The sequence below is a fragment of the Sorangium sp. So ce117 genome, from assembly GCF_051524395.1.
Taxonomy (GTDB): Bacteria; Myxococcota_A; Polyangia; order Polyangiales; family Polyangiaceae; genus Sorangium; species Sorangium cellulosum_B.
Genome location: NZ_CP150309.1, coordinates 7,708,035 through 7,733,516, shown reverse-complemented (window position 1 = coordinate 7,733,516; position 25,482 = coordinate 7,708,035). Strand labels below are relative to the sequence as shown.

The window sequence follows — 25,482 nt, the reverse complement described above, 5'->3', positions numbered from 1 at the left end:
GGTGTGGTCTCGGCGGTGACTGCGCCTTGCGAGCCACGAGGATGAAGAGAGGAGCGCACAGCGTCTGCCACAGGTCGTGTAAATCGAATGAATCCGGCGCGCCCGGGCTACCTCGGCCCCATCACGGCGCGCGTCGGAGGGGGTCGACGTGGCTCCGGGGTCAGCGGGGGGTGACGACGTGATTTTCACCCGCTTCCTCTGTACCCTCCTCGTTCGCGGGGAGGTCTTGTCACGATGCTTTCGCTTCTCATCGTCCCTGGCTACAGCGGCTCCGGCCCTCGCCACTGGCAGACGCTCTGGGAGCAGAAGCTCTCCTTCGCGCGCCGCGTGGAGATGCCCGACTGGGATCACCCGGACCGACGCGCGTGGGTCGAGGCGCTCGACCGGGCGGTCGCCGCCAGCGCCGAGCCCCCGGTGCTGGTTGCGCACAGCTGCGGCGTGAGCACGGTCGTCCACTGGGCGGCGCTGGGCGCGCGACCCGTGCGCGCCGCGCTGCTCGTCGCGCCGGCCGACACCGAATCGTCGAGCTACCCGCCTGACGCGTCGACGTTCCACCCGTTGCCCGGCGTCAGGCTGCCGTTCCCCTCGATGGTCGTCGCGAGCGCGAACGACCCGTATTGCACCCCGGAGCGCGCCGAGGCCTTCGCGCGCGCCTGGGGGAGCCAGCTCATCCATGGGGGGCCGTGTGGGCACATCAACGTCGACGCCGGCTTCGGGCCCTGGCCCGAGGGCGAGCGCCTCCTCGCGGCGCTGATAGGCGAGCCCGTCTCACGGGTGTTTCGCGCTTGACGAGAGGAGGCTCCGTTCGCGAGCACGGGGCTCGGGAAAGGAGCCGCCCGCGGTGCGAGAGGCCGAGTTGCCAACCCCCGGCGCGCCTCGTTACTCTCGCCGGATGTCCCTCGACCCGCAGCGCCTCGCCCGTGTTCGCGCTCATTTCCTGGCGGCTGCGGCGCTCGTCACCGCCGGGTGCGGCGCGAGCTCCGCGCCGGACCACACGATCAACGAACCCCCTTCCCTGGACGACGCCCCGCCGACGCCCACCGCGACAGCGCCCGCGGCGTCCTCCGCTGCGACCCCGCCGGAGCCCACAGCGACTCCCCAGGAGCCCCCGGCGGGCCGTACGGACGACGGGCCGGGCAAGGCGGCGATGGACGTGAACATGCCAGCGCCGACGCTGCCGACGCCCCCTGCGGCGTCGTCCTCCGCGACCGCGCGTCGGCCTTCGCCCAACGTACCGACCCCGGGCCGGCCGACGCACCTCAACACCCCGGCTCCGCCGACGCACCTCGACACCCCGGCTCGACCGAAGCCGTGACGCCGACGACGTTGCCCGCCGTCCCGTCCGGTTCATGGGCCGTGGCCTGAGGGGGAGCGGCTCCTCACGGCGCTGATCGGCGAACCCGTCTCACGGGTGTTTCGCGCTTGAGCTGGCGAGCGCCGTCTCAGCGATTCTCGGCCTGGGCCGGGACTTCGAGGCGCAGCGCCCATGCCTCGTACGCCGGCACGCCCAGCGCGGCGAGCGAGGGGAGGATCACGCGGTCGATCCGGTCGTAGAAGGCGCGCGCCGCGGCCGGGCGCGAGGGGATCCCGAGGTTCGGGCCGGTGGGCGGAGGCGCCTCGGGCAACGGCTCGCCGTCGGCGCGCGAGGCGCCGGCGTGGATGCGGTCGTAGTGCGCGAGCGAGAACGCCAGATCGGCGGCGAGCCAGTCGCGCTCGTCCTCGGTGAGGCGCGGAAAGACGAGGCGCGCGAGCGCCCAGCCGAAGCGGTCGTGGAGGATCTCGTCCCGCAGGAGGGTGCCAACGACCACCTGAAGGCAAGGATCGGTTGTGTGCTGCTGGAGGACGTCGAGGATGCCGACGGACGCGGATTCTCCCACGCAGAACATCGATGCGGTCCACCGGGCGACGAAGAGATGGGCCGGGAGGCCGTTCCGCGGGAGCTGGAGATCCGAGGGGGCGAGCGTCGCTCCGTGGTTGCCGCCGAGCGCGTCGGCCGCGCGCGCGCACAGCTCGGTGTGGCGCGCTTCGTCCTGGAGGAGGCGCGAGGCCGCGGTCGTGACCTCCAGGGGCAAGCGCAGCTCGGCGAAGCGGGCGATGAGCTCGCCGAAGACGATCATGGAGCGGTATTCGGCGACCGCTCGCGCGGCCCACGCCTGGCGGGCGATCTCGACGTCGGCCGGCGGGAGCGCCGCCGGGTCGAGCCGGTCCCACGGGGGCGCGGGGTAATGGTGATCGAGGAAGCGGCGGTGGAGCGTCGCGAAGAGCCGCTCGGTCGTGCCGAGAGGGAACGCGGTGTTCATGAGGGGATAGGGCGCGGCCGCCGCCGAGCGAGGGGGGCGGCGGGGGATGGCGCTCGCGTCACGGCTTCGTGCGCGCCGGCGTGTTGAGGTGCACCGGCGACGTGGGCGGGGGTTGGGGTTTGCCGGGCGGAGGACGATCCACGGTCGCGGAGGACGACGCAGGGGGCGCCGTCGGCGTCGCAGTCGGTGGCGTGTTCACGCTCATCGCCGCCTTCGACGGGTCGGCGCTCGGATCGGCCTGCGGCGCTTCCGGCGGGGTCGCGGAGGACGAGGACTCGGTGGGCGCCGCGGTCGGCGTCGGCGGGACGTGGTCGATGGGAGCCCGTTCGTTGATCGTGTGGTCGGGCGCGGAGCTCCCGCCGCACCCGGTGACGAGCGCGGCAGCCGCCAGGAAATGGGCGCGAACACGGGCGAGGCGCTGCGGATCGAGGGGCATGCGGCGAGGCTAGCGGGGCGCGCGGGGGTTGGCGAGCGCTGATCAGAAGCTGACGACGAGCTGGCCGCCCGCCGTGGCGTTGTTGCCCTCGAGGAGCTCGTGGACCCCGCCGTAGGCGTCCACGATGGCTCCGAGCGTGTAGGTGTCCACGGGGACGTAGGTGTCAGCGGGGACGAGGAGGCTCTCGCACTGGCCTACGCCGAGGCTCGGCACCCAGGCGCCTCCGGCGAGGAAGTCGGCCATCGTGATCGTCGCGTCGGCCGACAGCCGGACCTCCACCATGGTGCCGTAGCTCGGGGCCGTCCCCTCGTTGCACACGGTGATCGAGGCGTCGAAGAGGCTGCCCTGCGTGGCGCTCGGCGGGCCGCTCACCGCCGAGACAACGAGATCGGGGCCGTAGCCGATGGCCATCAGCTCGCCGGCGGCGAAGTTGTTGGTCTCGATGAGCTCCTGGACCGGGCCGTTCATGTCCACGATCGCGCCGAGGTGGTAGGCGCCGTCAGGAGCATAGGCGCCGGCCGCCACGGTGATGCTTTCGCACTGGCCAGGGCTCAGCCCGGGGACCCAGCTGTTGCCGACATGGATATCGGAGGGCGTGACCGTCCTGTCGGACGACAGCAGCACATCGACGCTCGTACCGCCGCTCGGGGTCGTGCCCTGGTTGCACACGGTGACGGTGGCGTCGAAGCCGCTGCCCGGCGCGGCGGTCGATGGACCGCTCACGGACGCAATGAGATCCGGCCGATAGCCGACGCCGAACACGCCGCTTGCGTTGGTGTTGTTGGTCTCGATGAGCTCCTGCATCCAGCCGTAGGGGTCCACCACGGCGCCGAGGTGATAGGCGCCGTCGGGCGCCGCCAGGTAGGCGGGGATGGTCACGACCGTGCACTGGCCACGATCCAGGTACGGCACCGGCGCGCTTCCGGAGAAGAAACCTGTGTCGGCCTCCTGGTCGCCGGCCGCCATGCGCAGCTCCACCTCGCTACCGTAGCTCGGCTGCGTGCCCTGGTTGCAGACGGTAACCTCGGCGCTGAAGCTGCTGCCCGGGACGGCGCTGGGCGGCGCCTCCACCGCCGAGACGATGAGGTCCGGTCCATAGCCGACGCCGAGCACGCTGCCCGCCGCGGCGTTGTTGGTCTCGATGAGCTCGGGAGTCCAGCCGTACGGATCGACGATCGCGCCGAGGTGATAGGCGCCCCAGGGCACGTACGACGCGCTCGCCGGGAAGGTCACGGTGGCGCACTGGCCTGGCGCCAGGTGCGGCACCGGCCCGTTGCCGGCCAGGAAGTCGGCCGTCGTGATGGTCGCGTCCAAGGAGAGGCGCAGCTCCACGTCGCCGCCGTAGCCTGCCTGCGTGCCCTGATTGCAGACGGTGACCTCGGCGTTGAAGCTGTCACCCGGGGCGAGGCTCGGCGGCCCGCTCACGGCGGAGACGATGAAATCCGGCCCGAAGCCGACGCCGAGCACGCTGCCCGCCACAGCGTTGTTGCTCTCGATGAGCTCGTCGAGCGATTCGCTCGGGTCCACGATCGCCCCGAGGTGGTAGGCGCCATCGGTCCCATGGGCGCTCGCGGGGACGAGCACGGAGGTGCACTGTCCAGGGCTCAGGCCGGGTACATAGCTGTTACCCGCGTGGATGTCCGCAGGCGAGATCGCGTCGTCGCTCGACAGGAACAGCTCGACGTCGACCCCGTAGCTCGGGGACGTGCCCTGGTTGCAGACGGTGACGGAAGCGTCGAAGCCGCTGGCCGGCGGAGCGCTGGGCGGTCCGCTGACCGCCGAGACGACGAGGTCGGGCTGGAAGCCCACGCCGATGACGTCGCCCGAGGCGGCGTTGTTGGACTCGATCAGCTCTTCGTGCCAGTCGTGCACATCGACGATCGCCCCGAGGTGATACGCGCCCTCGGGAACATAGGCGCTCGCGAAGACGAGCACGGAGGTGCACTGCCCGGGCGCCAGGAAGGGGACCGCGCCGCCGCCAGCGGGTGTGTCGTCTTCCGTGATCGCGGCGTCGGCGGACAGGTAGAGCTCCACGTCGGTGCCGTAGCTCGGCTGCGTGCCCTGGTTGCAGACGGTGACGGAGGCGTCGAATCCGCTCCCCGGCATGGCGCTGGGCGAGCCGCTGACCGCGGAGACGATGAGGTCGGGCCAGTTGCCGACGCCGATCACGGCGCTCACATCGGCGTTGTTCGTCTCGATGAGCTCGGGAACCCAGTTGTCCCGGTCGACGATCGCGCCCAGGTGATAGGCGCCGTCAGGCACGTACGCGCTCGCCGGGAAGGTCACGGTTGTGCACTGGCCCGGATCCAGGTACGGCACCGGACCGTTGCCAGCAGGGGAGTCGGCCATCGTGAGGGTCGCGTCCGCGGAGAGCAGCAGCTCCACCTGGGTGCCGTAGCTCGTCTGTGTGCCCTGGTTGCAGACCGTGACCGACGCGTCGAAGCTTCCGCCAGGGATTGTGCTCGGCGGCCCGCTCACGGCGGAGACGACGAGATCCGGCGCGTAACCGACGCCGATCACGCTGCCCGCCGCGGCGTTGTTGGTCTCGATGAGCTCGGCGATCGCGCCGCTCGGGTCCACGATCGCGCCGAGGTGATGTGCGCCGTCGGGCACGTAGGCGCTCGCGGGCACGACGACGGAGGCGCATTGCCCGGGGTTCAGCCCGGGGACATAGCCGCTCCCGGCGTGGATGTCCGAGGGCGTGATCGTCCCGTCGCTCGACAGCAGCAGCTCGACGTCGGCGCCGTAGCTCTGGGTCGTGCCCTGATTGCAGACGGTGACGGCGGCGTTGAAGCTGCTGCCGGGCGTCACGCTCGACGGCCCGCTCACGGCCGAGACGACGAGGTCGGGCCAGTGGCCGACGCCGATCAGATCACCCGGCGTCGCGTTGTTGGTCTCGATCAACTCGGGCTGCCAGCCGTACGGATCGACGATCCCGCCGAGGTGATAGGCGCCGTCGGCCACATAGACGCTGGCGGAGATCGTCACGGCCGCGCACTGGCCGGGATCCAGGTAAGGCGTCGGCGCGCCGCCCGCGAACGCGTCGGCCTCCGTGATCGTGGCGTCGGCGGACAGGCGCAGCTCCACCATGCTGGAGCCCGGGGTCGTGCCCTGGTTGCAGACGGTGATCTCTGCGCCGAAGCCGCTGCCTGGCAGGACGCTGGGCGGGCCGCTCACGGAAGCGACGGTGAAGTCAGGCCCGTAGCCGATGCCGATCAGAGCGCCTGAGCCCGCGTTGTTGGTCTCGATGAGCTCGGGGACCCCGCCCTGCGGGTCAACGATCGCGCCGAGGTGGTAGGCACCCTCGGGCACATAAGCGCTCGCCGGGAAGGCCACCGTCGCGCACTGGCCCGGATCCAGGAACGGCACAGGACCCCCGCCGGCGAGGAGGTCGGCGCTCGTGAGCGTCGCATCCGCGGAGAGGCGCAGCTCCACGTGGGTGCCGTAGCTCGTCTGCGTGCCCTGATTGCAGACGGTGACCGACGCGTCGAAGCCGCCGCCGGGGAGCACGCTCGGCGGCCCGCTCACGGCGGAGACGATGAGGTCGGGGCCATGGCCGACGCCGATCAGGCTGCCCGCCGCCGCGTTGTTGGTCTCGATGAGCTCGAGGAGCGAGCCGCCCGGGTCCACGACGGCGCCGAGGTGATAGGCGCCGTCGGGCACGTAGGCGTTCGCGGGCACGGCGACGGAGGCGCACTGCCCGGGGCTCAGACCGGGCACATAGCCGCCCCCGGCGGGCGCGTCGAACGGCGTGATCGCCTGATCGGACGAGAGCACCACGGCGACGTCGCTGCCGTCGCTTGGCTGCGTGCCCTGGTTGCAGACGGTGACGGAGGCGCTGAATCCACTGCCGGGCACGAGGGTCGGCGGCCCGCTCACGGCGGAGACGATGAGATCTGGCCGATGGCCCACGCCGAGCAGCCCGCCCGACGCGGCGTTGTTGGCCTCGTTCAGCTCTTCTTGCCAGTTGAACAGATCGACGATCGCGCCGAGGTGATAGACGCCGTCTGGCACGTAAGCGTTCGCAGAGATGGTCACGGCGGCGCATTGCCCCGGATCCAGGTACGGCGCCTGGGCGCCGCCGGCGGGCGGGTCGGTCTCCGTGATGTTGTCGTCGGGTGACAGCCGCAGCTCCAGGGCGGCGCTGTAGCTCGGGGTCGTGCCCTGGTTGCAGACGGTGACGGTGGCGCCGAAGCCGCTGCCCGGAAGAGCGCTCGGCGGGGCGCTCACCGAGGAGACGATGAGATCCGGCCGGTAGCCGATGCCGACCACGGAGCCAGCTGCGGTGTTGTTGCTCTCGATGAGCTCGGGAACCCCGCCGTACCGATCGACGATCGCGCCGAGGTGGTACGCGCCGTCGGGCGCGTAAGCGCCCACGTGGAGCGTTCGCGTTGTGCACTGCCCAGGATCGAGGTACGGCACCATGTCGCCGCCGACGGGCACGTCGGCCGCTGTGATGATCGCGTCCGAGGAGAGGTACAGCTCCACATTGCTGCCATAACTCGCCTGCGTGCCCTGGTTGCAGACGGTGATCGAGGCGTCGAGGGAGCCGCCGGACGTCGCGCTCGGCGGCCCGCTCACCGAGGACACGATGAGGTCCGGCTGGTGGCCGACGCCGATCGCGCCGCCCGCCGCGGCGTTGTTCGTCTCGATGAGCTCGACGACCCAGCCCGGGGCGTCCACGATCGCGCCGAGCGTGTACGCGCCGTCGGGCACGTACGTGTTCGCAGGGATCGTCGTGGAGAAGCACTGTCCTGGGCTCAGGTTCGGCACATAGCCGTGGCCGATCGGGAAGTCGGCGGGCGTGATCTCGTCATCGGGCGAGAGCAGGAGGTCGACATCGGTCCCGTAGCTCGTCTGCGTGCCCTGGTTGCAGACGGTGATCGATGCGTCGAACCAGGCGCCGGGCACCTGGCTCGGCGGCCCGCTCACCGCCGAGACGACGAGGTCCGCCCGGTAGCCGACGCCGAGCAGCCCGCCCGCCCGCGCGTTGTTGGACGTGGTGAGCTCCGGGTTCCAGCCGTTCTCGTGCGCGATCGCGCCGAGGTGATAGGCACCTTCCGGGACACTGGCGCTGGCGGGCACGGTCACCGACGCGCACTGGCCAGGGTTCAACCAGGGAACCGGGGCGCCGCCGAGGAGGTGATCCGACGGCTCGATCGCGGCGTCCGGCGAGAGGAGCACATCCACGAGCGCGCTCTGGCTCGGCGTCGTGCCCTGGTTGCACACCGTGGCCTGGACCTCGAAGCCGCCGCCGGGGAGCGCGCTCGGAGGGCCGCTCACGGCCGAGACGATGAGATCCGGGCCGAAGCCGATGCCGATCTCGCCTCCGACCGCCGTGTTGTTGGTCTCCGACAGCTCGATCACCTGCTCGAACGAGTCCACCACGACACCGAGCGTGTACGCGCCATCGGGCACGGCCGCGGCGGTCTGGACGCCGAGCTCGACGCATTGCCCCGCGTCGAGATACCCCAGCGGCGCATAGCCGGTGATGGGATCCGACGGTGTGATGATGTCGTCGTCCGAGAGGCTCACCTCGACCTGGGTGCTGTAGCTCGCCGAGTTGCCCTGGTTGCACACAGTGACCCACGTCGTGAAATAGCCACCCGGCAGGACGCTGGGCGGCGCGCTCGCGCTCGAGATCACGAGGTCCGGTTCGTTGCCCGTGAGCGCCCCGGTCGCGGCCCCTATCCGCTCGGGATCGTCAGGGGGTCCGCTGCTCCCGCACCCCACGGTCATCGCCAGCATGCCGAACACGAAGCACGCCCGTCGCACCCGAGATACTCTTAGGCTGAGCATAGAGAATCAGGAGAAGCTGGGGGCGCGTCCACGTCAAGGGGGTCGCGATTCTCGCTGGAGTTTCGCGGGATAGGGGCTTTGCGCCGTCACGAGGCGGGGGGGCGCCTCCGCCTCCGCCTCCGCTTCCGTGACGTCTGTTCCTTCTGTTTCCATGCCGCGCGCGCCGGGCTTGCGCTCACCGCTGGAACCTGAGACAGGAGCTCCATGAACGGGAAGGTCTGCATCGTCACCGGCGGCAACACGGGCATTGGCAAGGAGACGGCCCGCGGCCTCGCTCAGCGCGGCGCGAAGGTGGTGCTGGCGTGCCGCGACACCGGCAGAGGGGAGGCGGCGCGCGACGACATCGCGCGCTCCACCGGCCGCAAGGACGTGGAGGTGATCGCGCTGGATCTCGGGAGCAAGGCGAGCATCCGCGCCTTCGGCGAGCGCTTCCGCGCCGCGCACGAGCGCCTGGACGTGCTTGTGAACAACGCCGGGGTATGGCGGAGCGCGCGCGGCACGACCGAGGACGGCATCGAGGCGACGTTCGGGGTGAACCACGTGGGGACGTGGCTGCTCACGCAGGACCTCCTCCCGCTCCTGAAGAAGAGCGCGCCGTCGCGGGTCGTGGTCCTGTCCTCGAAGCTGCACTACCGCGGCCGGATGGACTGGGAGGACCTGCAGTTCGAGCGGCGGAAGTACGGCACGACCGCGGCGTACAGCCAGTCGAAGCTCGCGAACGTGCTCTTCACCAAGGCGCTGGCCCGGCGGATCGAGGGCACCGGCGTCACGGTCAACGCCGTCCATCCGGGGGTGGTCGGCACTGACCTGATGCGCGATTATCCAAAGCTCCTGATGAAGCTCTCCAGCCTGTTCCTGCTCACGGCCGAGCAAGGGGCCGAGTGTTCGCTGCACGTGGCCACGGCGCCGGAGCTGGCCGGGGTGACGGGGGAGTACTTCGAGAAGAGCCGCATCAAGCCGGCGGCGGCGGAGGCGCTCGACGAGGCCGCGCAGGAGCGGCTCTGGGCGCTGACCGAGGCGCTGGCGGCGTAGCGACGCGAGGCGGCCCGCGGTCGAGCGCGACACCGGGCCTCTCTGCAAACTCTCTCTCCGGCTCCATGGCCAGGAATCCTGGAGGGCGGAACTAAGGGCAGCTCGGCCGCCACGCGTCGTCGGCGAAGTACCTGGCGATGAGGTCGTGGAGCGGGCGATCGTAGTCGCGCAGCTCGGCCCGCGTGTCGATCTCGTTGTGGATCCCGTTCGCCGGGATCGCCTCGGTGTTGGCGTCGAACCAGGACTGGACCCCCTCGGCCCAGTATTCGTCCTTGTTCGTCGCCGCGTAGGTGTCCTCCCATTTCCCCGCCTGGAGCGCGGTATCGAAGACGTCCTCGAGCTCCCCGTTGAACGCCGGCTCGACGAAGGCGATGCCCATGATCGCGATGGCGTGCGAGAACTCGTGCACAAGGATGTCCTCGCCGAGGTACGGATCGCTCGGATAACACAGGACGTTCTCCTCGGCGCAGGAGCTCGCGGGCCGGGCGGGGGTCGCGCCGAGGCCGCGGGCCCGCGTGTCCCAGTCCGTCCCCGGGAACGCCTCGTACAGGTCGCTGTGCTCGGGGATGTCGGTTGTCACCTCCGTCTCCGCCATCACGGCGACGCGCGTGTGGTTCTCGATCATCGCCAGACGCACGTCGTCGCGGTGGCCGAGCATGCGGACGATCACCGAGCAGGTGCGCAGCAGCGCCGCGTCAGGCACCTTCTCGGAGCTGATGACGGGAATCCCCGCGGCGTCGACGTACTTCTTGTAGAAAGGGTCGAACCCCAGCTCGGGCGGCACCTCCGAGACGCTCCCGCACTCGCCCTCGGGCTCTCCGCCGCCGCCGCCGCCTCCTCCTCCTCCGGGCCCGGCGCCCGTCGCGGCGCTGGAGGTCGCGGCTTCGGCCGCGCTCGAGCTGGCCTCCGCGGCGCCGCCGGAGCCGCCGCTGCCGGCTGGACCCGCGCCACCGCCGCCTGCGCCGCCCTCGCCGGCCGGCGACTCGGAACAGGCGGCCAGGGCGCAGGTAAGGAGAGCGATCAAAGCAACTCGTCCATGCACGCTTTCACGCATGCGCGCGAGGCTACAAGAGCTGAAGCCAGCATCCAAGTCGCGCGCCGGCCGAATGGGCAGTTGACCGCATCCGCCGGCGCGGCCCCCTGGCGGTGACGGCGCAGGCGCTGGCACAGCCCGGCGCACGGCGAGCCACGCGTGCGGCCGAAGGACTGGATTCCACGAGCTTTTTGCGCCGCGCCAGGCGCCGGTGCGTGCGGCACGCCGCGTGCTGGCGGAGCGGGCATGACGGTGCAGGAACGACGGGAGCATGCATGATGGAGCGCTCACCCAGCGATCGCGTTCACCCTTTGTCCCAGCCGCGCGTGGGTGCGGCCCTCTTGTCGCTCGCCCTTGGCGTCGGCTGCTCGGGCGAGACCCAGCTCCCGACGGAGGAGCACCCACCGAAGCCGACGGTGTGCGACTTCGAGCTTCCCGTGGCCGCCTCGCCCGCGCTGAGCGGCGATCTTCGCATCAACGAGGTGATGACCGGCAACGACGGCGCCTGGGTCGACGAGGTCGGCGAGACGGACGATTTCATCGAGCTGATGAACATCGGCCAGCGCCCGCTCGATCTCGGGGAGTACGCGCTGAGCGACAAGTCCGGCAAGGCGACACGGCTGCCGAAGCTGACGCTCGGGCCGGGGCGAACGGCGCTGTTCTGGGCCGACGACACGCCGGAGCAGGGCCCGCTGCACCTGCCGTTCAAGCTCTCGAATTCGGGCGCGCGCGTGGCGCTGTGGTCGTCGTCGTGCCAGCTCGCCGACCTCCTGAATGTGCCGGAGCTGCCGCGGTCCGAGAGCTACGCGCGCTTGCCCGACGGCACGGGCGAGCCGTCGATCTGCCGCTATGCCACGCCCGAGCGAGAGAACGGCGAGACCTGCGGTCCGCCGGATCCGCCGAACCTCGACGACAGCATCCGCTTCGCGCCTTTCCAGTGGCCCGAGCCGTTCCCGGCCATCGCCGGGCCGCTGGTCATCTCCGAGCTCTCGCTGCGGCCCGCGGGGTTCGTCGAGGTGCTGAACGCGAGCGGCGCGCCCGTCGCGCTCGACGGCTTCGCGCTGCGCCTCGCGGCGCTCTCTCCGGGGCAAGCGCCGCCCGGCGCCGACGCGGGCGTGCTGCTCGCGTGGCCCGAGCCGTCCGTCACGCTCGCGCCCGGGGAGCGGGTGAGCGTCCCGGTGGGCGCGAGCGACACGGCCGAGATCGAGGCCTCGCCCGAGTTCGAGGGCGTGGCGACGCTGTGGCGCGAGGACAGCCCGGAGCCGAGCGATCGCATCGACTTCATGGCCTGGCCCGAGGGCGCGTCGCTGGCCCGCGTGCCCGACGCCACCGGGGCGCCGCGCTTCTGCGGGGCGGCGAGCCCCGGCGCCGCGAACGAGGGCTGCGCCCAGCTCCCCGGGCGTGAGCTCGCGAGCGGGCGCACGCACCGGCTGGAGACGGCCGCGGACTTCGCCGAGCTGGCCGAGGGCGGCACCGCGGTCGGTGAGCTCGGCGTCAAGTTCGTCGTCGACATGGCCGCGAACGACACGGTGCACCTCCTGAGCACGCGAAAGTGGGCGCTCCACTACACCTTTGTCCGCGAGCAGATCCGGAAGGAGCCCCACCTCGATCGCTGCGATCCCGAGCAAGCCGCGGAGTTCAACGTCGGCTGGGGGTTGTTCAGCCAGACCGAGTACTTCCGATCCGAGGGCCGTCGCTACCTCCTCGGCACGCTTGTCGAGCACACCAACGGAGCCAAGACCGTCGAGTTCTCGCCCGGCGACCAGATCGTCGGCGAGCAGATGCGGCGCGCGTTCTTCGCGGCGATGAAGGCGGTGCCCGACCCGGAGGCGTGGGCGATACGGCCCACCGAGGGGCGCCAGATCATCGAGCTGCGGAAGATCGAGGGGACCGCGCCCATCGTGGGGCCGAACGCGCCGTACAAGGGGCTCACGTACCAGTCGCTCAACCCGGCCGAGGGCTTTGGCACGCTGACGTTCGTCCCGGCGCGCGATCTCGAGACGGCCGAGCTCGGGCCGAACGTGATCGTGGTGACCGACGACGTGCCGAACGAGACAGCGTTCATGGGCGGCCTCATCACCGAGGCCTTCCAGACGCCGCTCGCGCACGTGAACGTGCTGGCGCGCGGCCGGGGCACGCCGAACATGGCCCTGCGCGGCGCGCGCGACGACGCGCGCCTCAAGGCCCTGTTCGGCAAGCTGGTGCGGCTCGAGGTGCGCGCGTCGGACTTCGACATCCGCGAGGCCACCGCGCAGGAGGCGGACGCTTACTGGGAGAAGCGCAAGCCGACGGGCGAGCGGCTCTCGCCGGCGCTCGACGTCTCGGTGCGCGGGGTCGTGCCGCTCGACGCCGCGGGCTATGCCATGGGGGACAGCATCGGCTCCAAGGCGGCAGGTATGGCCGAGCTGTACCGGGTGAGCGGCGTGGGGCAGTATTGCCCGCTCGACCTGCTGCCGCTGTACGTGCCGCCCGCCGCGTTCGCGATCCCGTTCTCGCACTACATGGACCATTTCGAGGCGAGCGGCGCGGCGGAGCTCCTGGCCGAGCTCGAGCAAGATCCCGAGTTCCGCGCCGATCCGCACGCGCACGCCGAGGGCCTGGCCGAGGTGCGGGCGCGGATGCTGGCGCACCCGGTGGACCGCGCGATCTTGAGCGAGGTCACGGGCGCTATCGAGCAGCGCTTCGGCGGCGACCGCGTGCGCCTGCGCAGCAGCAGCAACACCGAGGATCTCGCGACCTTCAACGGCGCGGGTCTGCACACGTCGACGAGCGGCGAGCTGGACGCCGAGTCGAGCTCCATCGAGGACGCGCTGCGCACCGTCTGGGCGAGCCTGTGGAACACGCGCGCTTACGATGAGCGCGAGTTCGGCCACGTCGAGCAGGCGCGCGCGGCCATGGCCGTGCTTGTGCACCAGGCCTGGCAATCGGAGCGCGCGCAGGGCGTGGCGATCAGCCGCAACGCGCTCGACGCCACCCGCGACAGCCAGTACTACATCAACGCGCAGATCGGGGAGGCCTCGGTCACCAACCCCGCGCCCGGCGTGACCAGCGACGAGATCGTGTACACGCCGCCGCCTCGCACGATCAAGGCGGAGTACCACACGCGCTCGAGCCTGTCGCGCGGGCGCGACGTGCTGTCGTTCCCCGAGGTCCAGCGGCTCGGGTGCGTGCTCGAGTCCGTCCACGCTCATTACCGGCCGCTGGTGGACCCGAAGGGGGAGAACCGGCTGTACGCGATGCAGATCGAATGGAAGCTGATCGGCCCGGAGCGCCGGCTGCTGGTCAAGCAGGCGCGGCCCTACAGCTTCGGCACGCTGGAGGCGCCAGGCGACTGCCGCGAATACTAGGCTCGACGCCTCCCTCTCATTCGAGGAACACCGTGATCGGCTGCAAGCTCATGGTGGTCGAGCGGCTCGCCGGATCCGTGAAGCAGGAAGGGTGATAGATGCCGTTCTTGGGGGCGATGGGGTCGCAATAGCTGTCACACGGGCCCAGGAGTCGGATCGCCCCGCACGGTTGGATGGCGCCAGTCGCCTCGTCGATGTGCCCGGCGGCGCAGTCGCGGAGCGCCGCGCGTGAGCTCGCGTCGTTCTCTGGAACATGGCAGGCGTAGAGCGCCGGCGAGCTCCCGTAGATGTTGCCCCAGAACGCGCCCTCCTCCCTCGTGAACGTGGACAGCTCCGGCGAGTTTTGTTTGTTGATCGCCTTGGTGGGTCCACGCGAAGAGATCACGACGGGTATCCTGTAGTAGTTGGTGCGCGCCGCGAGGCACGCCGAGACCCAGCGCTGCCCGTCACCGTCCAGCGGGAGCCACGCCCAGCTCCGCGCGAGTCCGAGCACGCCTGTGTAGATCTCGTCGTGATAGACGCCAGAGGCGTCGATCCACCCGAAGCGGAATGATTGCGAGCTTTCGAGGGCGCATTCGACGGCGTACCTCAGGTGCTCGCGTGAGAGGGCGCCGTTCGGCCCGGGGTCGAGGATCGCGGTCAGCGCCTGCGAGCCAAGGGTGATGAGGCTCAAGGCGCCGATTGCCAGCGCGTTGGGATTGAGCGCGTTGGGGTTCAGCGCGTTGGGGTTGAGCGCGTTGGGATTGAGCGCATTGCCGGCCTCCAGCGCGCTCTGCGCTTCGCCCAAGGGCTCTTCCAGCCACACTCCGTCCCCGCCGCATCCGGTTCCGGCCAGGACGATGACCGGTATCAGACCTACCACGGTATTTCGAGCCATATCAGTCCCCCACTGAAAGGCTGCAATTCTGGTAATAATGGCAGAGTTTACTGAAGGTGTCGAGTGAGCGGGGCGAAGTAGTGGCGTGACGTCCGACGGACAGACGTCTGGAGCGTGAGGGGGACTTCGATGGCGTGCTCTGTTCCGCCGCCTGTTCCGCCCCTGGTCGATGTCGGGTACGTCATTGGCGGCGAGGAGCGCTCCGGTGAGGATGCCGCCGGCGGTCCAGATGCCGCCTGGCGTCGAGGCGCCTCCGATGACGCAGGCCGCGAGCGCGTCGAGCGCGGACATGAGGCCATCGTCACGTCGAGCGTTTACAGGCGCGCCGTCGACCGTTAGTTTCGCGAGCAGCGAGGTGCCCATGTCCACAGCTGCCCAAGGTCCGACGTCCGACGAATCCCTCACCCCCGTGCGCTGGGGCGTCCTCGGGGCGAGCAACTTCGCGTTGACGGTCAGCCTGCCCGGCATGAAGCGCGGGCCGCTGACCCAGCTCACGGCGCTGGCGTCGCGCGACATCGGCAAGGCGCGCGACGCCGCGCGGTCGCTCGGGATCCCGAAGGCGTACGGCAGCTACGATGAGCTGCTCGAGGATCCGGAGATCGAGGCCGTCTACAACCCGCTGCCCAACCACCTGCACGTGACGTGGACGGCGCGCGCCGCCCGCGCCGGCAAGCACGTCCTGTGCGAGAAGCCGATCGCGCTCAGCGCCAGGGACGCGGAGGCGCTTGTCGACGTCCAGCGCGAGACGGGCAAGCGGATCGCCGAAGCGTTCATGATCCGCAACCACCCGCAGTGGCAGCAGGCCAGGGACTGGGTGCGAGGCGGCCAGATCGGCGATCTGGTCAGCGTCCAGGCGGCGTTCTCGTATTTCAACCGCGACGCCACCAACATCCGCAACAAGCAGGAAGTCGGGGGCGGCGCGCTCTACGACATCGGCTGCTACGCGGTGAACACGTCGCGCTTCCTGTTCGGACGCGAGCCCGTGCGGGCGATCGCGCTCGTCGAGCGCGATCCCGAGTTCGGCACCGATCGCGTGACCTCGGGCCTCGTCGACTACGGCGGCGCGCACCTGACGTTCACGTGCAGCACGCAGGCGGTGGCCTACCAGCGCGTGAACGCGCTCGGTAGCAAGGGCCGCCTCGAGATCGAGATCCCGTTCAACGCCCCCGCCGACGAGCCGTGCAAGGTCTTCCTCGATGACGGCTCGACGCTGAACTGCAGCTCGGCCAGGGTCACATCGTTCCCCGCCGTCGACCAGTACCACCTGCAGAGCGAGGCGTTCTCGCGCGCCATCCGGACGGGCAGCCCGGTCGAGAACTCGATCGAGGTCGCGGTGGGCAACATGCGGGTCATCGACGCGCTCTTCCGTTCCGTCGAGAGCGGGCGCTGGGAGAGGGTCTAGCGTCGCGTCAGCGCGTGACGGCGCCGAGCTCCACGAAGGCGCCGTCGGTCATGACCACGAAGGGGCGCTCGTCGAAGGTCAGACCGCCCTTGCCGTCGTGGTCGACGATCTGCAGCTTGCCCATGCCGTAGCCCATCGGGCCGCGCGCGTAGTAGTGCGCCTGCAGGGTGTACCGGCTGGCCCGTTGCTCCCGGGGCGCGCGGATGGTGAAACACTCGGGCCCGTAGCCGGTGGTCACGTCGGCGTAGAGGCGCCCGCCGCCTGGCAGCGCCGGGTCGCCGTAATAGGCATGGCCGCCGCGGTCGTCCCGGATATGGAAGTCGACGTCGTTGGCGTCGGTCTCCCAGTTCAGCACGAAGCGGAGCGACGGCGCGCTCTCGAGCGCGGCGCCGGCCTTCGCGAGCCGGGCCAGGATGGCCGCCCGGCGCGCGGGCTCCACCTTGAGCCACGCCGCGGCGACCAGGCCGAGATCCTCGCGCAGGATGCTCTCCACGCCGGCGAAGCGCCCCGGCGGGTAGCGCCGCGCGATGCCCGCCGCGAGCGCGTCGAAGGCGGCGGCGTGCTCGCCCCGCTTGAGACGGGCGAACGCGAGCAAGCGGTGGCTCGCGGGGTGGTCGGGGCGCTGCTCCCGCGCCTTCTCGTACGTGTCGACCGCCAGCTCGAGGCCGGCGCCGCCCGCGAGCCGCTCGAGGCGCGCGCCGGCGAAGCGGCGGAGGTCCGCGCGCGCCGGGAACAGATCGATGAGCGATCCGTACGCGCGGGCGGCGCCCGGCGTGTCTCCCGCCGCCTCGAGCGCCTCGCCGAGCGCGACGAGGGCGAGCACGTCGCCGGGGGCCTCCGCGCGCCAGGCCCGGGCGTCGCGCACGGCGGCCGGCGCGTCGCCCCGGGCGAGGGTGTCGTGGATCTGCTTGAAGCGGCCGGCATACGGCTCCGATTTCGGGGGCGCGGCGTCGTCGGGGGCATCGGGGGCGTCGGGGACATCGGGGGCGGCCGGCGCGGGCGCGCCGCTCGGGGGCGGCGAGAACAGGACCGGGTACACCACGTCGACGCTGCCGCCCTCGGGCGCGGGGAAGGTGAGGTCGCGTAAGGCGCGGATCACGCAAGAGACAACGGCCCTGTCGGGCAGATCGGAGCCGCCGTCGCGCGCGTTGATGAGCGCGCCGCGCGGGTCGATGGTGAAGCGCAGGGTGACGCGGCCTTGCAAGCTCTCGTCGCGCAGGAGCCCGCTCTCGTAGCAGAGGCGGAAGCGGCCGAAGTTCTGGCGGACGATGCGCTGGATCACCTCCGGCGGGAGGCGGCCGCTCACCTGGGTGGCGCCCATGCGGACCATCGGCGCCCTGGTCCGGTGGCTGCCAGCGAGGCGGCCGTGGCCGCTGCCGAAGCCCTGGCCGGTGCCCGTGGCGACCGACACGGCGCTCGGCGCGGGCGCCGCCGCCCCGGCCGCGCTGCCGTGGCCAAGGGTGCCGATATTGCCGAGGCCGATGCCCTCGCCGCGGCCGCCGCCGCCCTCGCCGACGCCCGACAGCCCGAGCCCGCCGGCGCCCCCGCTGACGACCGACAGCGCGCGCCCGTCCGCGCCGAAGGCGTCTCGGTTGTCCGCGCCCGCAGGAGGCGCCGGCGGCGCGGGCGGAGCGCGCAGGGCGGCGCTCCCGCCAGGGGAAACGTCGGAGCTCTGCTCAGCGGAAACCTCGGCGCGCTTGCCAGGCGAACCGCCGGCGACCGGACTGGTAGCCGGCGCGGGGGCCGACGGCTTCCCGCCCTGCGGCCGCGAGCGCCTCTGCACGGCGACGCGGCCGCCCTCCACGGTCAGGATGTCGGAGAGCCCTCGCCGGGCGATGTCGAAGCGCGCGTAGTCGTGATCGGTCTCCAGCACGAGCAGCGCGGTGTACGGGCTCAGTACCCGGTGCGCGATCGAGAGATCGATGATCTGCTTGCGGATCGCGTCCTGATTGCCACCTTCGCCCTCTCGGGCGAGGAGGCCGTCGATCTTCGCCCGGGCCCAGGAGCGCTCGAGCAGCGGGCGCTCCACGCCGCGGAGGTCGGGCGCCGTGGTGCGGCCGTCGACCGTGAGCCGGACGGGCAGCTCGGCCGGCACCTCGGCGTAGACGAGCGCCTCGTCGCCGGGCTGCACGCCGTTCAGGGTGCGGGGCCAGACCCAGCGCGCGCCCTCGATGTTCACGGCGATCCCCGAGCGCGTGGCCGAGCCGAGGCGCCGCTCGATCTCGGCGGCGCCGCGCGCGCCGTCGACCACGGCCCCGTCGCGGGGCAGGCCCGCCGCGACGAGCTGCCGCAGCGCGGCCTCGTCGCGGAGGCCGCCGAGCGCGACCGCGTCGAGCCGCTCGATCCCCGCGCCCCGCAGCGCCGCCGCGGCGCCGCGCAGCGCGCCCGTCGCGACCTCACCCGCCGTGGCGATGCCGTCGGAGAGCAGCACCACGCGCCGCTGGCCGCGGGCCCGCGCGCGTTCGCCGGCCCAGCGGAGCGCGCGCCCGAGATCCGAGGCGCCGAGCGCCTGCCGCTCGCGGATGCGCGCGAGCTCCACCTCGCCGAACGCCGCGGCCGCGCCGTCGAAGACGGGGGTGACGGCCTGGTCGTAGCAGGCGACGGTGAGCGGCGCGCCCGGGCCGCCTGCCTGGGCGACCGCCCGCGCGAGGGCCGCGAGCACGCCGAGCTGCTCCTCGAGCCCGAGCGCGCGTGAGGCGCTCGTGTCCACGAGGATCACCGCGGAGGCGAGCGGATCGGGCCGCGCGTCCACCGGAGCGTTTACGCGGGCGAGCACGAGCTCGCCGCTGCGCAGGCCGCCGCGCGCCTCGATCGACGTGAGCCGCGCGGGATCCACCACGAAATCGGCCTCGGGCGCGGCGTCGTTCCGGCGCAGCGCGTGGACGGGCGCCGCGGCGCCGGCGACGGTGGCCTCGATGTCGAGGCGGCTCACCGTGGGCAGGCCGCGCAAGGGGACGGCGAAGGGCGCGTCCGCGCGGAGCTCCTGGGAGTACGACAGGACGATGTGCTTCACGCCGCGCGCCGGGATGGGGAAGACCCGCGCGCTCACCTCGTTGCCCGCCGCCTGCTCGAGCAGCGCAGGGTCCTGCTTGCGGTGGAGGAAATCCTCGTACGCCTCGCGCGCGCGCTGGCGCTCGACGACCTCGCCCTCCTGCCACCGGTCGTCGATCTTCATGGCGAGGCGCCCGACGCTCGCGCCGGGCGGCAGCGTCACGCTGAAGGTGCCCTCGAGCACGCGATCCTCCGGGTTCTCGAAGGTGAGGTGCAGCTCGGCGAGCGCGAGCGGCGCCTCGATCACCGCGCGGCCGGTGAGCGCGACGAGGCGCAGCCCGGTGCCGTCCGCGGCGGTGAGCCGGAACGGCGCGGCCTCGGCGCGGCGCGCCGCGACGGCGACGGCCGGCGCGGCGGGCAGGGGGCGCGGCGCGGCAGGCCCGGGCCCGCGCGAGAGCGAGGCGGGGGTGGCGGGCGGCGAGGGGCTGTCCGCGCAGCTGAGGAGGGCAGGGACGAGGGCGGTGATCGCGGCGAGCGCAGCGCGGCTGCGGAGGAGGGCTCTAGGCACGGGGGATCTCCGGTCGTTGCGCGGCGGGCCGAGCCTGAGCGCGGGCCTGCCAGCGGTGGGGCAGGGCGATCGACAACCCGGGCGGGCCCGAGGTTCCCGCCTCGGCGAGCGCGGCCGAGCGGCGAATTCCACGGCGTGGTCGGAGCAGCGTGGAGACGCAGGGGACTTGCATCTTCTCGACGGACAGCATCACCGCAGGGGCGCGACAGGGGCGCCGGCGCCGGCATCGAGACCTATAAACAGCGCGCGCTTGAACTAGATTGCTGCGCACCTCATGCAGCTCCTGAACCTCCCTCCCACCGAGCGCAGCTCGCTGCGTGTGCCGGGCGCGCCGTCGAGCCGTTGCCGGCTCGTCCCCGTCTTCCTGCTGGCGCTTGCGGCAGCCGCGTGCGGCGGCGGGGAGCGCGGGGGCCACGACCGTACGCGTGATGGCGGCGCCGGCGGCAACGGCGGCGCCGGCGGCAACGGCGGCAACGGCGGCGCCGGGAGCGCGGGCCAGGGCGACGCGCGTTGCCACGACTACACGCGCTTCGACGCCGGGCGCCCCGTGGAGTTCCGGACGGAGGTGCTGCCGCTCCTGCAACGCTCCTGCGCGACCGGCGCCGCCTGTCATGCCGACACGCGCGGCGACCCGACGCGGCCCTACCTGGGACCGACCGCGGGCACGCCGCCGGCGCAGGTCAGCGCGGAGGAGCTCGCCGCCATCCGCGAGCAGAACGTGAACGTCGACTCCGGAGAGGCCTCCGCGATGAAGCGCGTGGCGCCGGGGGACCCGGAGCACAGTTACGTCATGCACAAGATCGATGGAACGCTCGAATGCGGGCTCGTCTCGTGCGACGAGGGGTGTGGCCTCGCGATGCCGCCGACGCTGAAGCCGCTCTCGGCCGACGAGAAAGACATCGTTCGCCGCTGGATCGCTCATGGCGCCGCGATCGATTGAGGAGGAGGCCGCCGGCGCTCGATGGCTTCACTGAAAAGGAGATCCGTCACGATGTCTCACAGGAACGGTTCGCTGTGGTTCACACGGTGCATGCTCGCCGCGGCGAGCGCTCTGGCAGTCCTGGGTTGCGGCGATGGCCACGACGAGGAGCTGCGACCGGTCCCGACGCCCTCCGTGTTCCGCACGCTCCCCACGGTCCCCACGGGGGAGGCCCGGGAGCTCGATCTGCCGCGGGCTCAGCCCCCGCGCCGCTATCCCGACCTGCCGGAGGCCGTCAGCTCCTTCGGCGCCGCCCTCGCCGACGACACGATCTATACCTACGGGGGGAACCGCGGAGGAGGCTTTGCGGCCGAGCACCAGTCGACCGGGTTCCGGCGGCTCTCCCTCGCGCAAGGCGGCGCCTGGGAGGACCTCGGGGCCGTGGAGCACCTGGAGAGCATCGCGCTCGTGGCCCACGGCGGCTTCATCTACCGTATCGGCGGCCTCCGCGTGGACAGCGCCATCGACGAGCCGGAGGTCCTCACCTCGGTGGCGACGGTCCAGCGCTACGATCCGCGCGAAGGGACGTGGCAGGCCATGCCGGACCTGCCCGAGGGGCGCTCCGGGCACGGGGCCGTGGTGGTGGGCGACCGGCTGTACGTCGTGGGGGGCTGGACGCTCGCGGGCCCCGGCGAGCTGCTGACCCGGGGCGTCGTGCTCGACCTCTCGACGCCCGACGCGGCGTGGGTCCCCCTGCCCGAGGCGCCGTTCACGCTCCGCTCGCTGGGCGTCGCGAGGCGCGGTGACACGATCTACGCGCTCGGCGGCGTCGGCGAGGGGATGGCGTTCTCGGGCGAGGTCTACCGGTTCGACACGAAGACCGAGGCCTGGTCGCCGGGCCCGGCGCTCCCCTCGGAGATCCCGATTGCGGGCTTCGGCGCGACGGCGTGCAACGACGAACAGGACCTCTACATCAACATCGCCGACGGCCTCTTCCGGCTCAACGCGGCGGGCGACGGCTGGGAGCCCGCGGGAGCCCTGGAGTTCACGAGGTATTTCAGCCCCCTGATCTGTCCTGGCGGCGGCGAGGTGATCGTCCTCGGCGGGCGATCCGCGGCGGACAACGAGCTGACCTCATCCGTCGAGTCCGTCGGCGTGGCGCAGTGACGGCCGCGCGCCGAGCGCAGGGGCGTCGGCTCGTAAAGTGGAGCTGGCTCCAGTTTGCTGGAGTCGTGCAACCCACCGGGCATGCGGCGAGGGGCGGGTTGGTCTCCTGGGTTCAGCGCGTGACGGGGATCGTGCAGGAGAACGTCGTCCCCGCGCCGAGCTCGCTATCGACCGAGATCTGCCCCCCGTGCGCCTCGACGATGCCCTTGACGATGTACAGCCCGAGCCCCGCGCCCGCGCAGCGCGCCGCCCGCCCTTGCCAGTAGCGATCGAACAGGCGCGGGATGTCTTCCGGCCGGATCCCCGTGCCCGTGTCGCTGACGGACAGGCAGACATGGGGCCCCTGGCGCTCCGCGCCGATCGTGATCTCCCGTCCCTCGGCGGTGAACTTCAGGGCGTTGCCCACGAGGTTCGACAGCACCTGGAGCATGCGGCCACGGTCGCAGCTGAGCTCCAGGCCGCTCCCGGGAAGGAGGGTGTGGAGCTGGATCCGCTTCTGCTCGGCGAGCGGCGCGAGCATCTCGGTGACCTCGCGCACGAGCGAGCCCACCTCGCACGGCTGGATGTCCAGCTTCAGGCCCTTCGCCTCGATGATCGCGGCGTCGAGCAGCTCGCCGAGCATCTCGACGGCGCGCTCCGCGGCGCGCTTGATCTGCCGCGCCCGGTTGCGGATCGGCTGCCCCGCCGCGTCCGCCGCGGCCGATCGCTCGAGCAGGGACGCGGCCAGGATGATCGACGACAGCGGGTTCCGGAGGTCGTGCGCCGCGATGGCCAGCGCCTCCTCGCGGAGCCGCCGCGCCCGCTGCTCGGCCTCGTAGAGGCGCGCGCGCTCCAGGGCCTGCGCGCATTGCAGGGCGAGCGTCGTCATGAAGCGCCGGTCGTCCTCGCTGATCCGGCAGGTGTCGCGGTACGTGACCCCGAGCACCCCGATGGTCACGTCGCCCAGCGTCATGGGGACGCAGATCAGGGTCTTGGCCCAGTCGCCTGCCGGCGTGTCGGGATAGGCAGCCTGATACGCCGCGAGCGACTCGAAGATCAGCAGCTGGCCCGTGCGGATGCAGTCGACGACAGCCATGCGCGCGGACATCGGAATGCGGCGCAGGCGCGCGACGACGTCCTCGGGGTAGCCGGGCGCGCGGAGGACCTCGATCACGTCGTCCTCCGCGAGCAGCGCGACGTACCCCGCGTCGGCGTAGAGCGCGGCGAGCCCGAGCGAGAGGACCACCTCGGCCACCTGTGCGGGCGTCACCGCGCGCGAGAGCTCGGACGTGAACGTCTGGAGGCGCGCGACGCGCGCCTCCGCCAGCTCGACCCGGACGCGCGCGACGCGCTCGCAGGCGAGCGCCCGCTCCCGGGCCTCCTCGGCCCGCTTGCGGCGCTCGATCTCGTTCACGACCTCGACGACGTACAGCGGCGCCCCCGCGCGATCGCGGGCGAGCGAGCGCGTGACCGCGACCCAGAGCATCGACCCGTCCCGCCGCACGCAGCGCTCCTCGGTGGTGGAAGAGGGGATCTTCCCATCGCCCAGCGCATGGACGTGCCGGAGCGCTCCCTCCGCGTGGTCCGGGTGCCGGAGATCCTGGGCGCGGAGCGCCATCAGCTCCTCGACGGTGTATCCGAGCAGCTCACAGAGCTTCGGGTTCACGCGGAGCAAGCGGTCGTCGAGGGAGACGTGGGCCATCCCCACCGCCGCCTGGTCGAAGGCCGCGCGGAACCGTTCGTCGCTCGAGGCGCGCGCGACGTTCGCCGCGCGCGCCTCGAGCAGAGCGCGGACGGCCGTCATCAGGAGCCGGCTCTCGGCCGGCCATGCGCGCGAGCCGGCACGACAGCAATCGTACGCGGAACCGTACGCGGAACCGCACGTCGAACCGAGCGTCGAGCTCGAGGTCGATGGCTGACCGACGGCCGCGCTCGGCCGACTGGCGTGCAGCACCGGCGTGGCCGCCGCGCCCAGCGCCGCCTGGAGGCGCTGGCAGAGCTCGCACCGCTCGCCGTCCGGCAGATCGACGCCGATGAGCACCAGGTCCGGCGGCCGATGGGCTCTTCGCAGGCTCTCCGCGACCGTCGCTGCGAGCTCGACCCGCAGCCCAGCGGCCTCGAGCGTGCGGCGGATCTCCTCTCGTTGGGCCTCGTCATGATCGACGATCAGGACGGTAGGTGCCTGCATACGGTCCGCGCTCTTCCTTGGGAGAATGGAGAGTTGAAATAGCTCACTTCCTCGCGGCCCGCTCCTCGAGGAGGGGTGTCGAGGGTACGAACTGTGCAAGATCCCGGAGCAGAATCGCGGACGATGGCGGACGCAACCGCGCGCTCGGACGAGGGGTGGGCTCATGGCAGCGTGGCTGGAATCAGCTCTCGAGGCGGGGCGCCTCTACCGCTCGATCGGCGCCCTGGAGGCGGAGCAGCTGCGTCCTCACGTGCACCGCGCCTGGGTGCGCTCTCACGGGGGAGGGGCCGATCCGCGCCGCCCCAAGGCCGAGTTCCTGAGCGCGCTCGACACCGAGCGCCTGCGCGAGCGGCACCAGGACCTCATCCTCGCTTCCGAGCCCTACCTTCACGCGCTCAGCCAGGCCTCGGGCGACGAGCGCCATGCGGTCATGGTGGGAGACACGCGGGCGGTTCTCCTGGATGTCCGCGGTGACGAGCAGACGATCCACGGCCCCGAGCGGGTGCCCGGTGCCGGCGCGTTGCTTGATGAGAGCGTCTGTGGCGCGAACGGCGTCGGTACGGCGCTCGCCGAAGATGGCTATACGGAGCTCGTGGGGCCGGAGCATTTCATTCAGGGATTCCAGGCCTTCACGTGCCATGGGCTCCCGCTCCGGGACGGCGATGGGGCGGTCATCGGCGTGCTCAGCCTCTCGGTCAGGAGACCCGAGATTGGCTGGCGTCTCAGCGAAATTCTGCTCTGCGCCGCGCGCGCCATCGAGATGGATCTCCTCGCCATGCGGCTCGAGCGGGACATGGAACGTCTGCTCACTGCGCGGGACGTGCCCATGGAGGACCTGCGGCGGTTGCTCCAGGACATCCTCCAGGCGCGGGCCGCCGCGCGGCTCAGGATCGATCTCGCCGCGGATCAGCTCGCCGGGAGCGTCCTCGCCCAGACGCGCGATCTGCTCCATCTCGCCGCCAGCGTGCTGCGCCGCTTCCAGCGCTCCGCTGCGCTGTGGCGGGCGCTCGCGCTGGGCGAGGCGGCGGCGCCGCGCCCGGTGGCGCTCGACGCGCTGATCCGCGATCTCGCGGAGCTGCTGGAGGTCGAGTCAGCTGTCTTCAACGTCACGACCAGCATCGAGGAGCTCGAGCCCGTGGTGGTCCAGGCGGACCACGACACCCTGGCGCGCGGGCTCTTCCGCGTGCTGGTGAGCGCCATCCGGGCTGCGCGCCGCGGCGCCGTGCACCTCGCGCTCCGGGCGAGGCCGACGGGCGGAGAGCTGTGCCTCACGCTCTCACCCGGTGCGGGGGTCGCCCCGCGCGCGCCGCGCCCCGTGCGGGTGCTGGTGCCGGCGCACCCGGGAGCCCCGGAGCGCGCGGCGAGCGATCTCTCGGCGTGCGTGGCCTGAGCCGGCGGGCCCGCGCGCGCCGCTCACCGCAGGAGCGAGCCATCCCCACCGCCG

The 25,482-nt window shown here is 72.0% G+C and carries 15 protein-coding genes; 7 read left to right on the top strand and 8 right to left on the bottom strand.

Annotation, left to right across the window (positions count from 1 at the left end; translation table 11 throughout):
* Window positions 1-234: 234 nt before the first annotated feature.
* Entirely contained in the window at window positions 235-789 is a 555-nt protein-coding gene (locus WMF46_RS28810) for an RBBP9/YdeN family alpha/beta hydrolase (RefSeq protein ID WP_437980138.1), read from the top strand.
* 141 nt (window positions 790-930) lie between these two features.
* On the opposite strand, the gene WMF46_RS28805 is transcribed toward WMF46_RS28810, so the two are convergent.
* The 4 genes from WMF46_RS28805 to WMF46_RS28790 all read right to left on the bottom strand — a co-directional run bounded on the left by WMF46_RS28805 (window position 931) and on the right by WMF46_RS28790 (window position 8,511).
* Complete coding sequence (locus WMF46_RS28805) at window positions 931-1,230, bottom strand: hypothetical protein (protein WP_437980137.1); 300 nt, start codon at window positions 1,228-1,230, stop codon at window positions 931-933.
* Window positions 1,231-1,442: 212 nt separating this feature from the next.
* Window positions 1,443-2,300 carry a hypothetical protein gene (locus WMF46_RS28800; RefSeq protein ID WP_437980136.1) on the bottom strand — a complete coding sequence of 286 codons (858 nt, stop codon included), beginning with the start codon at window positions 2,298-2,300 and terminating at the stop codon, window positions 1,443-1,445.
* Window positions 2,301-2,358: 58 nt separating this feature from the next.
* Window positions 2,359-2,736: a hypothetical protein gene (locus WMF46_RS28795; RefSeq protein WP_437980135.1), complete on the bottom strand. Its 378-nt coding sequence runs from the start codon at window positions 2,734-2,736 to the stop codon at window positions 2,359-2,361.
* A gap of 42 nt (window positions 2,737-2,778) precedes the next feature.
* Complete coding sequence (locus WMF46_RS28790) at window positions 2,779-8,511, bottom strand: CARDB domain-containing protein (RefSeq protein WP_437980134.1); 5,733 nt, start codon at window positions 8,509-8,511, stop codon at window positions 2,779-2,781.
* Window positions 8,512-8,739: 228 nt separating this feature from the next.
* On the opposite strand from WMF46_RS28790, the gene WMF46_RS28785 reads away from it, so the two are divergent.
* Window positions 8,740-9,567, top strand: a complete 828-nt coding sequence (locus tag WMF46_RS28785; RefSeq protein ID WP_437980133.1) for an SDR family oxidoreductase — start codon at window positions 8,740-8,742, stop codon at window positions 9,565-9,567.
* 91 nt (window positions 9,568-9,658) lie between these two features.
* Here WMF46_RS28785 and WMF46_RS28780 read toward each other — a convergent pair whose 3' ends face one another.
* The gene (locus WMF46_RS28780) at window positions 9,659-10,591 is read right to left on the bottom strand and encodes a hypothetical protein (RefSeq protein WP_437980132.1); all 933 of its coding nucleotides are present in this window, start codon (window positions 10,589-10,591) and stop codon (window positions 9,659-9,661) included.
* A gap of 350 nt (window positions 10,592-10,941) precedes the next feature.
* Here WMF46_RS28780 and WMF46_RS28775 point away from each other — a divergent pair, with 350 nt between their 5' ends.
* Window positions 10,942-13,947 (top strand): PEP/pyruvate-binding domain-containing protein, encoded by a 3,006-nt coding sequence (locus tag WMF46_RS28775; RefSeq protein WP_437980131.1) that lies wholly within the window; start codon window positions 10,942-10,944, stop codon window positions 13,945-13,947.
* 16 nt (window positions 13,948-13,963) lie between these two features.
* Here the strand turns inward: WMF46_RS28775 and WMF46_RS28770 are convergent, their stop codons facing one another.
* The gene (locus tag WMF46_RS28770; RefSeq protein WP_437980130.1) at window positions 13,964-15,115 is read right to left on the bottom strand and encodes a hypothetical protein; all 1,152 of its coding nucleotides are present in this window, start codon (window positions 15,113-15,115) and stop codon (window positions 13,964-13,966) included.
* A gap of 70 nt (window positions 15,116-15,185) precedes the next feature.
* On the opposite strand from WMF46_RS28770, the gene WMF46_RS28765 reads away from it, so the two are divergent.
* A complete protein-coding gene (locus WMF46_RS28765; RefSeq protein WP_437980129.1) occupies window positions 15,186-16,226 on the top strand; it encodes a Gfo/Idh/MocA family protein in 1,041 nt (346 codons plus the stop codon).
* A 7-nt stretch (window positions 16,227-16,233) separates the two neighbouring features.
* Here the strand turns inward: WMF46_RS28765 and WMF46_RS28760 are convergent, their stop codons facing one another.
* On the bottom strand, window positions 16,234-19,785 hold the full coding sequence (locus WMF46_RS28760; protein WP_437980128.1) for an AgmX/PglI C-terminal domain-containing protein: 3,552 nt from the start codon (window positions 19,783-19,785) through the stop codon (window positions 16,234-16,236).
* Window positions 19,786-20,059: 274 nt separating this feature from the next.
* Here WMF46_RS28760 and WMF46_RS28755 point away from each other — a divergent pair, with 274 nt between their 5' ends.
* Window positions 20,060-20,725, top strand: coding sequence for a hypothetical protein (locus WMF46_RS28755; RefSeq protein ID WP_437980127.1), 666 nt, complete (start codon window positions 20,060-20,062; stop codon window positions 20,723-20,725).
* Window positions 20,726-20,776: 51 nt separating this feature from the next.
* Window positions 20,777-21,871: a Kelch repeat-containing protein gene (locus WMF46_RS28750; protein WP_437980126.1), complete on the top strand. Its 1,095-nt coding sequence runs from the start codon at window positions 20,777-20,779 to the stop codon at window positions 21,869-21,871.
* 112 nt (window positions 21,872-21,983) lie between these two features.
* Here WMF46_RS28750 and WMF46_RS28745 read toward each other — a convergent pair whose 3' ends face one another.
* The gene (locus WMF46_RS28745; protein WP_437980125.1) at window positions 21,984-24,038 is read right to left on the bottom strand and encodes an ATP-binding protein; all 2,055 of its coding nucleotides are present in this window, start codon (window positions 24,036-24,038) and stop codon (window positions 21,984-21,986) included.
* 163 nt (window positions 24,039-24,201) lie between these two features.
* Between WMF46_RS28745 and WMF46_RS28740 the strand changes: the two genes are divergently transcribed.
* Window positions 24,202-25,428: a sigma-54-dependent Fis family transcriptional regulator gene (locus tag WMF46_RS28740; RefSeq protein ID WP_437980124.1), complete on the top strand. Its 1,227-nt coding sequence runs from the start codon at window positions 24,202-24,204 to the stop codon at window positions 25,426-25,428.
* Window positions 25,429-25,482 lie beyond the last annotated feature (54 nt).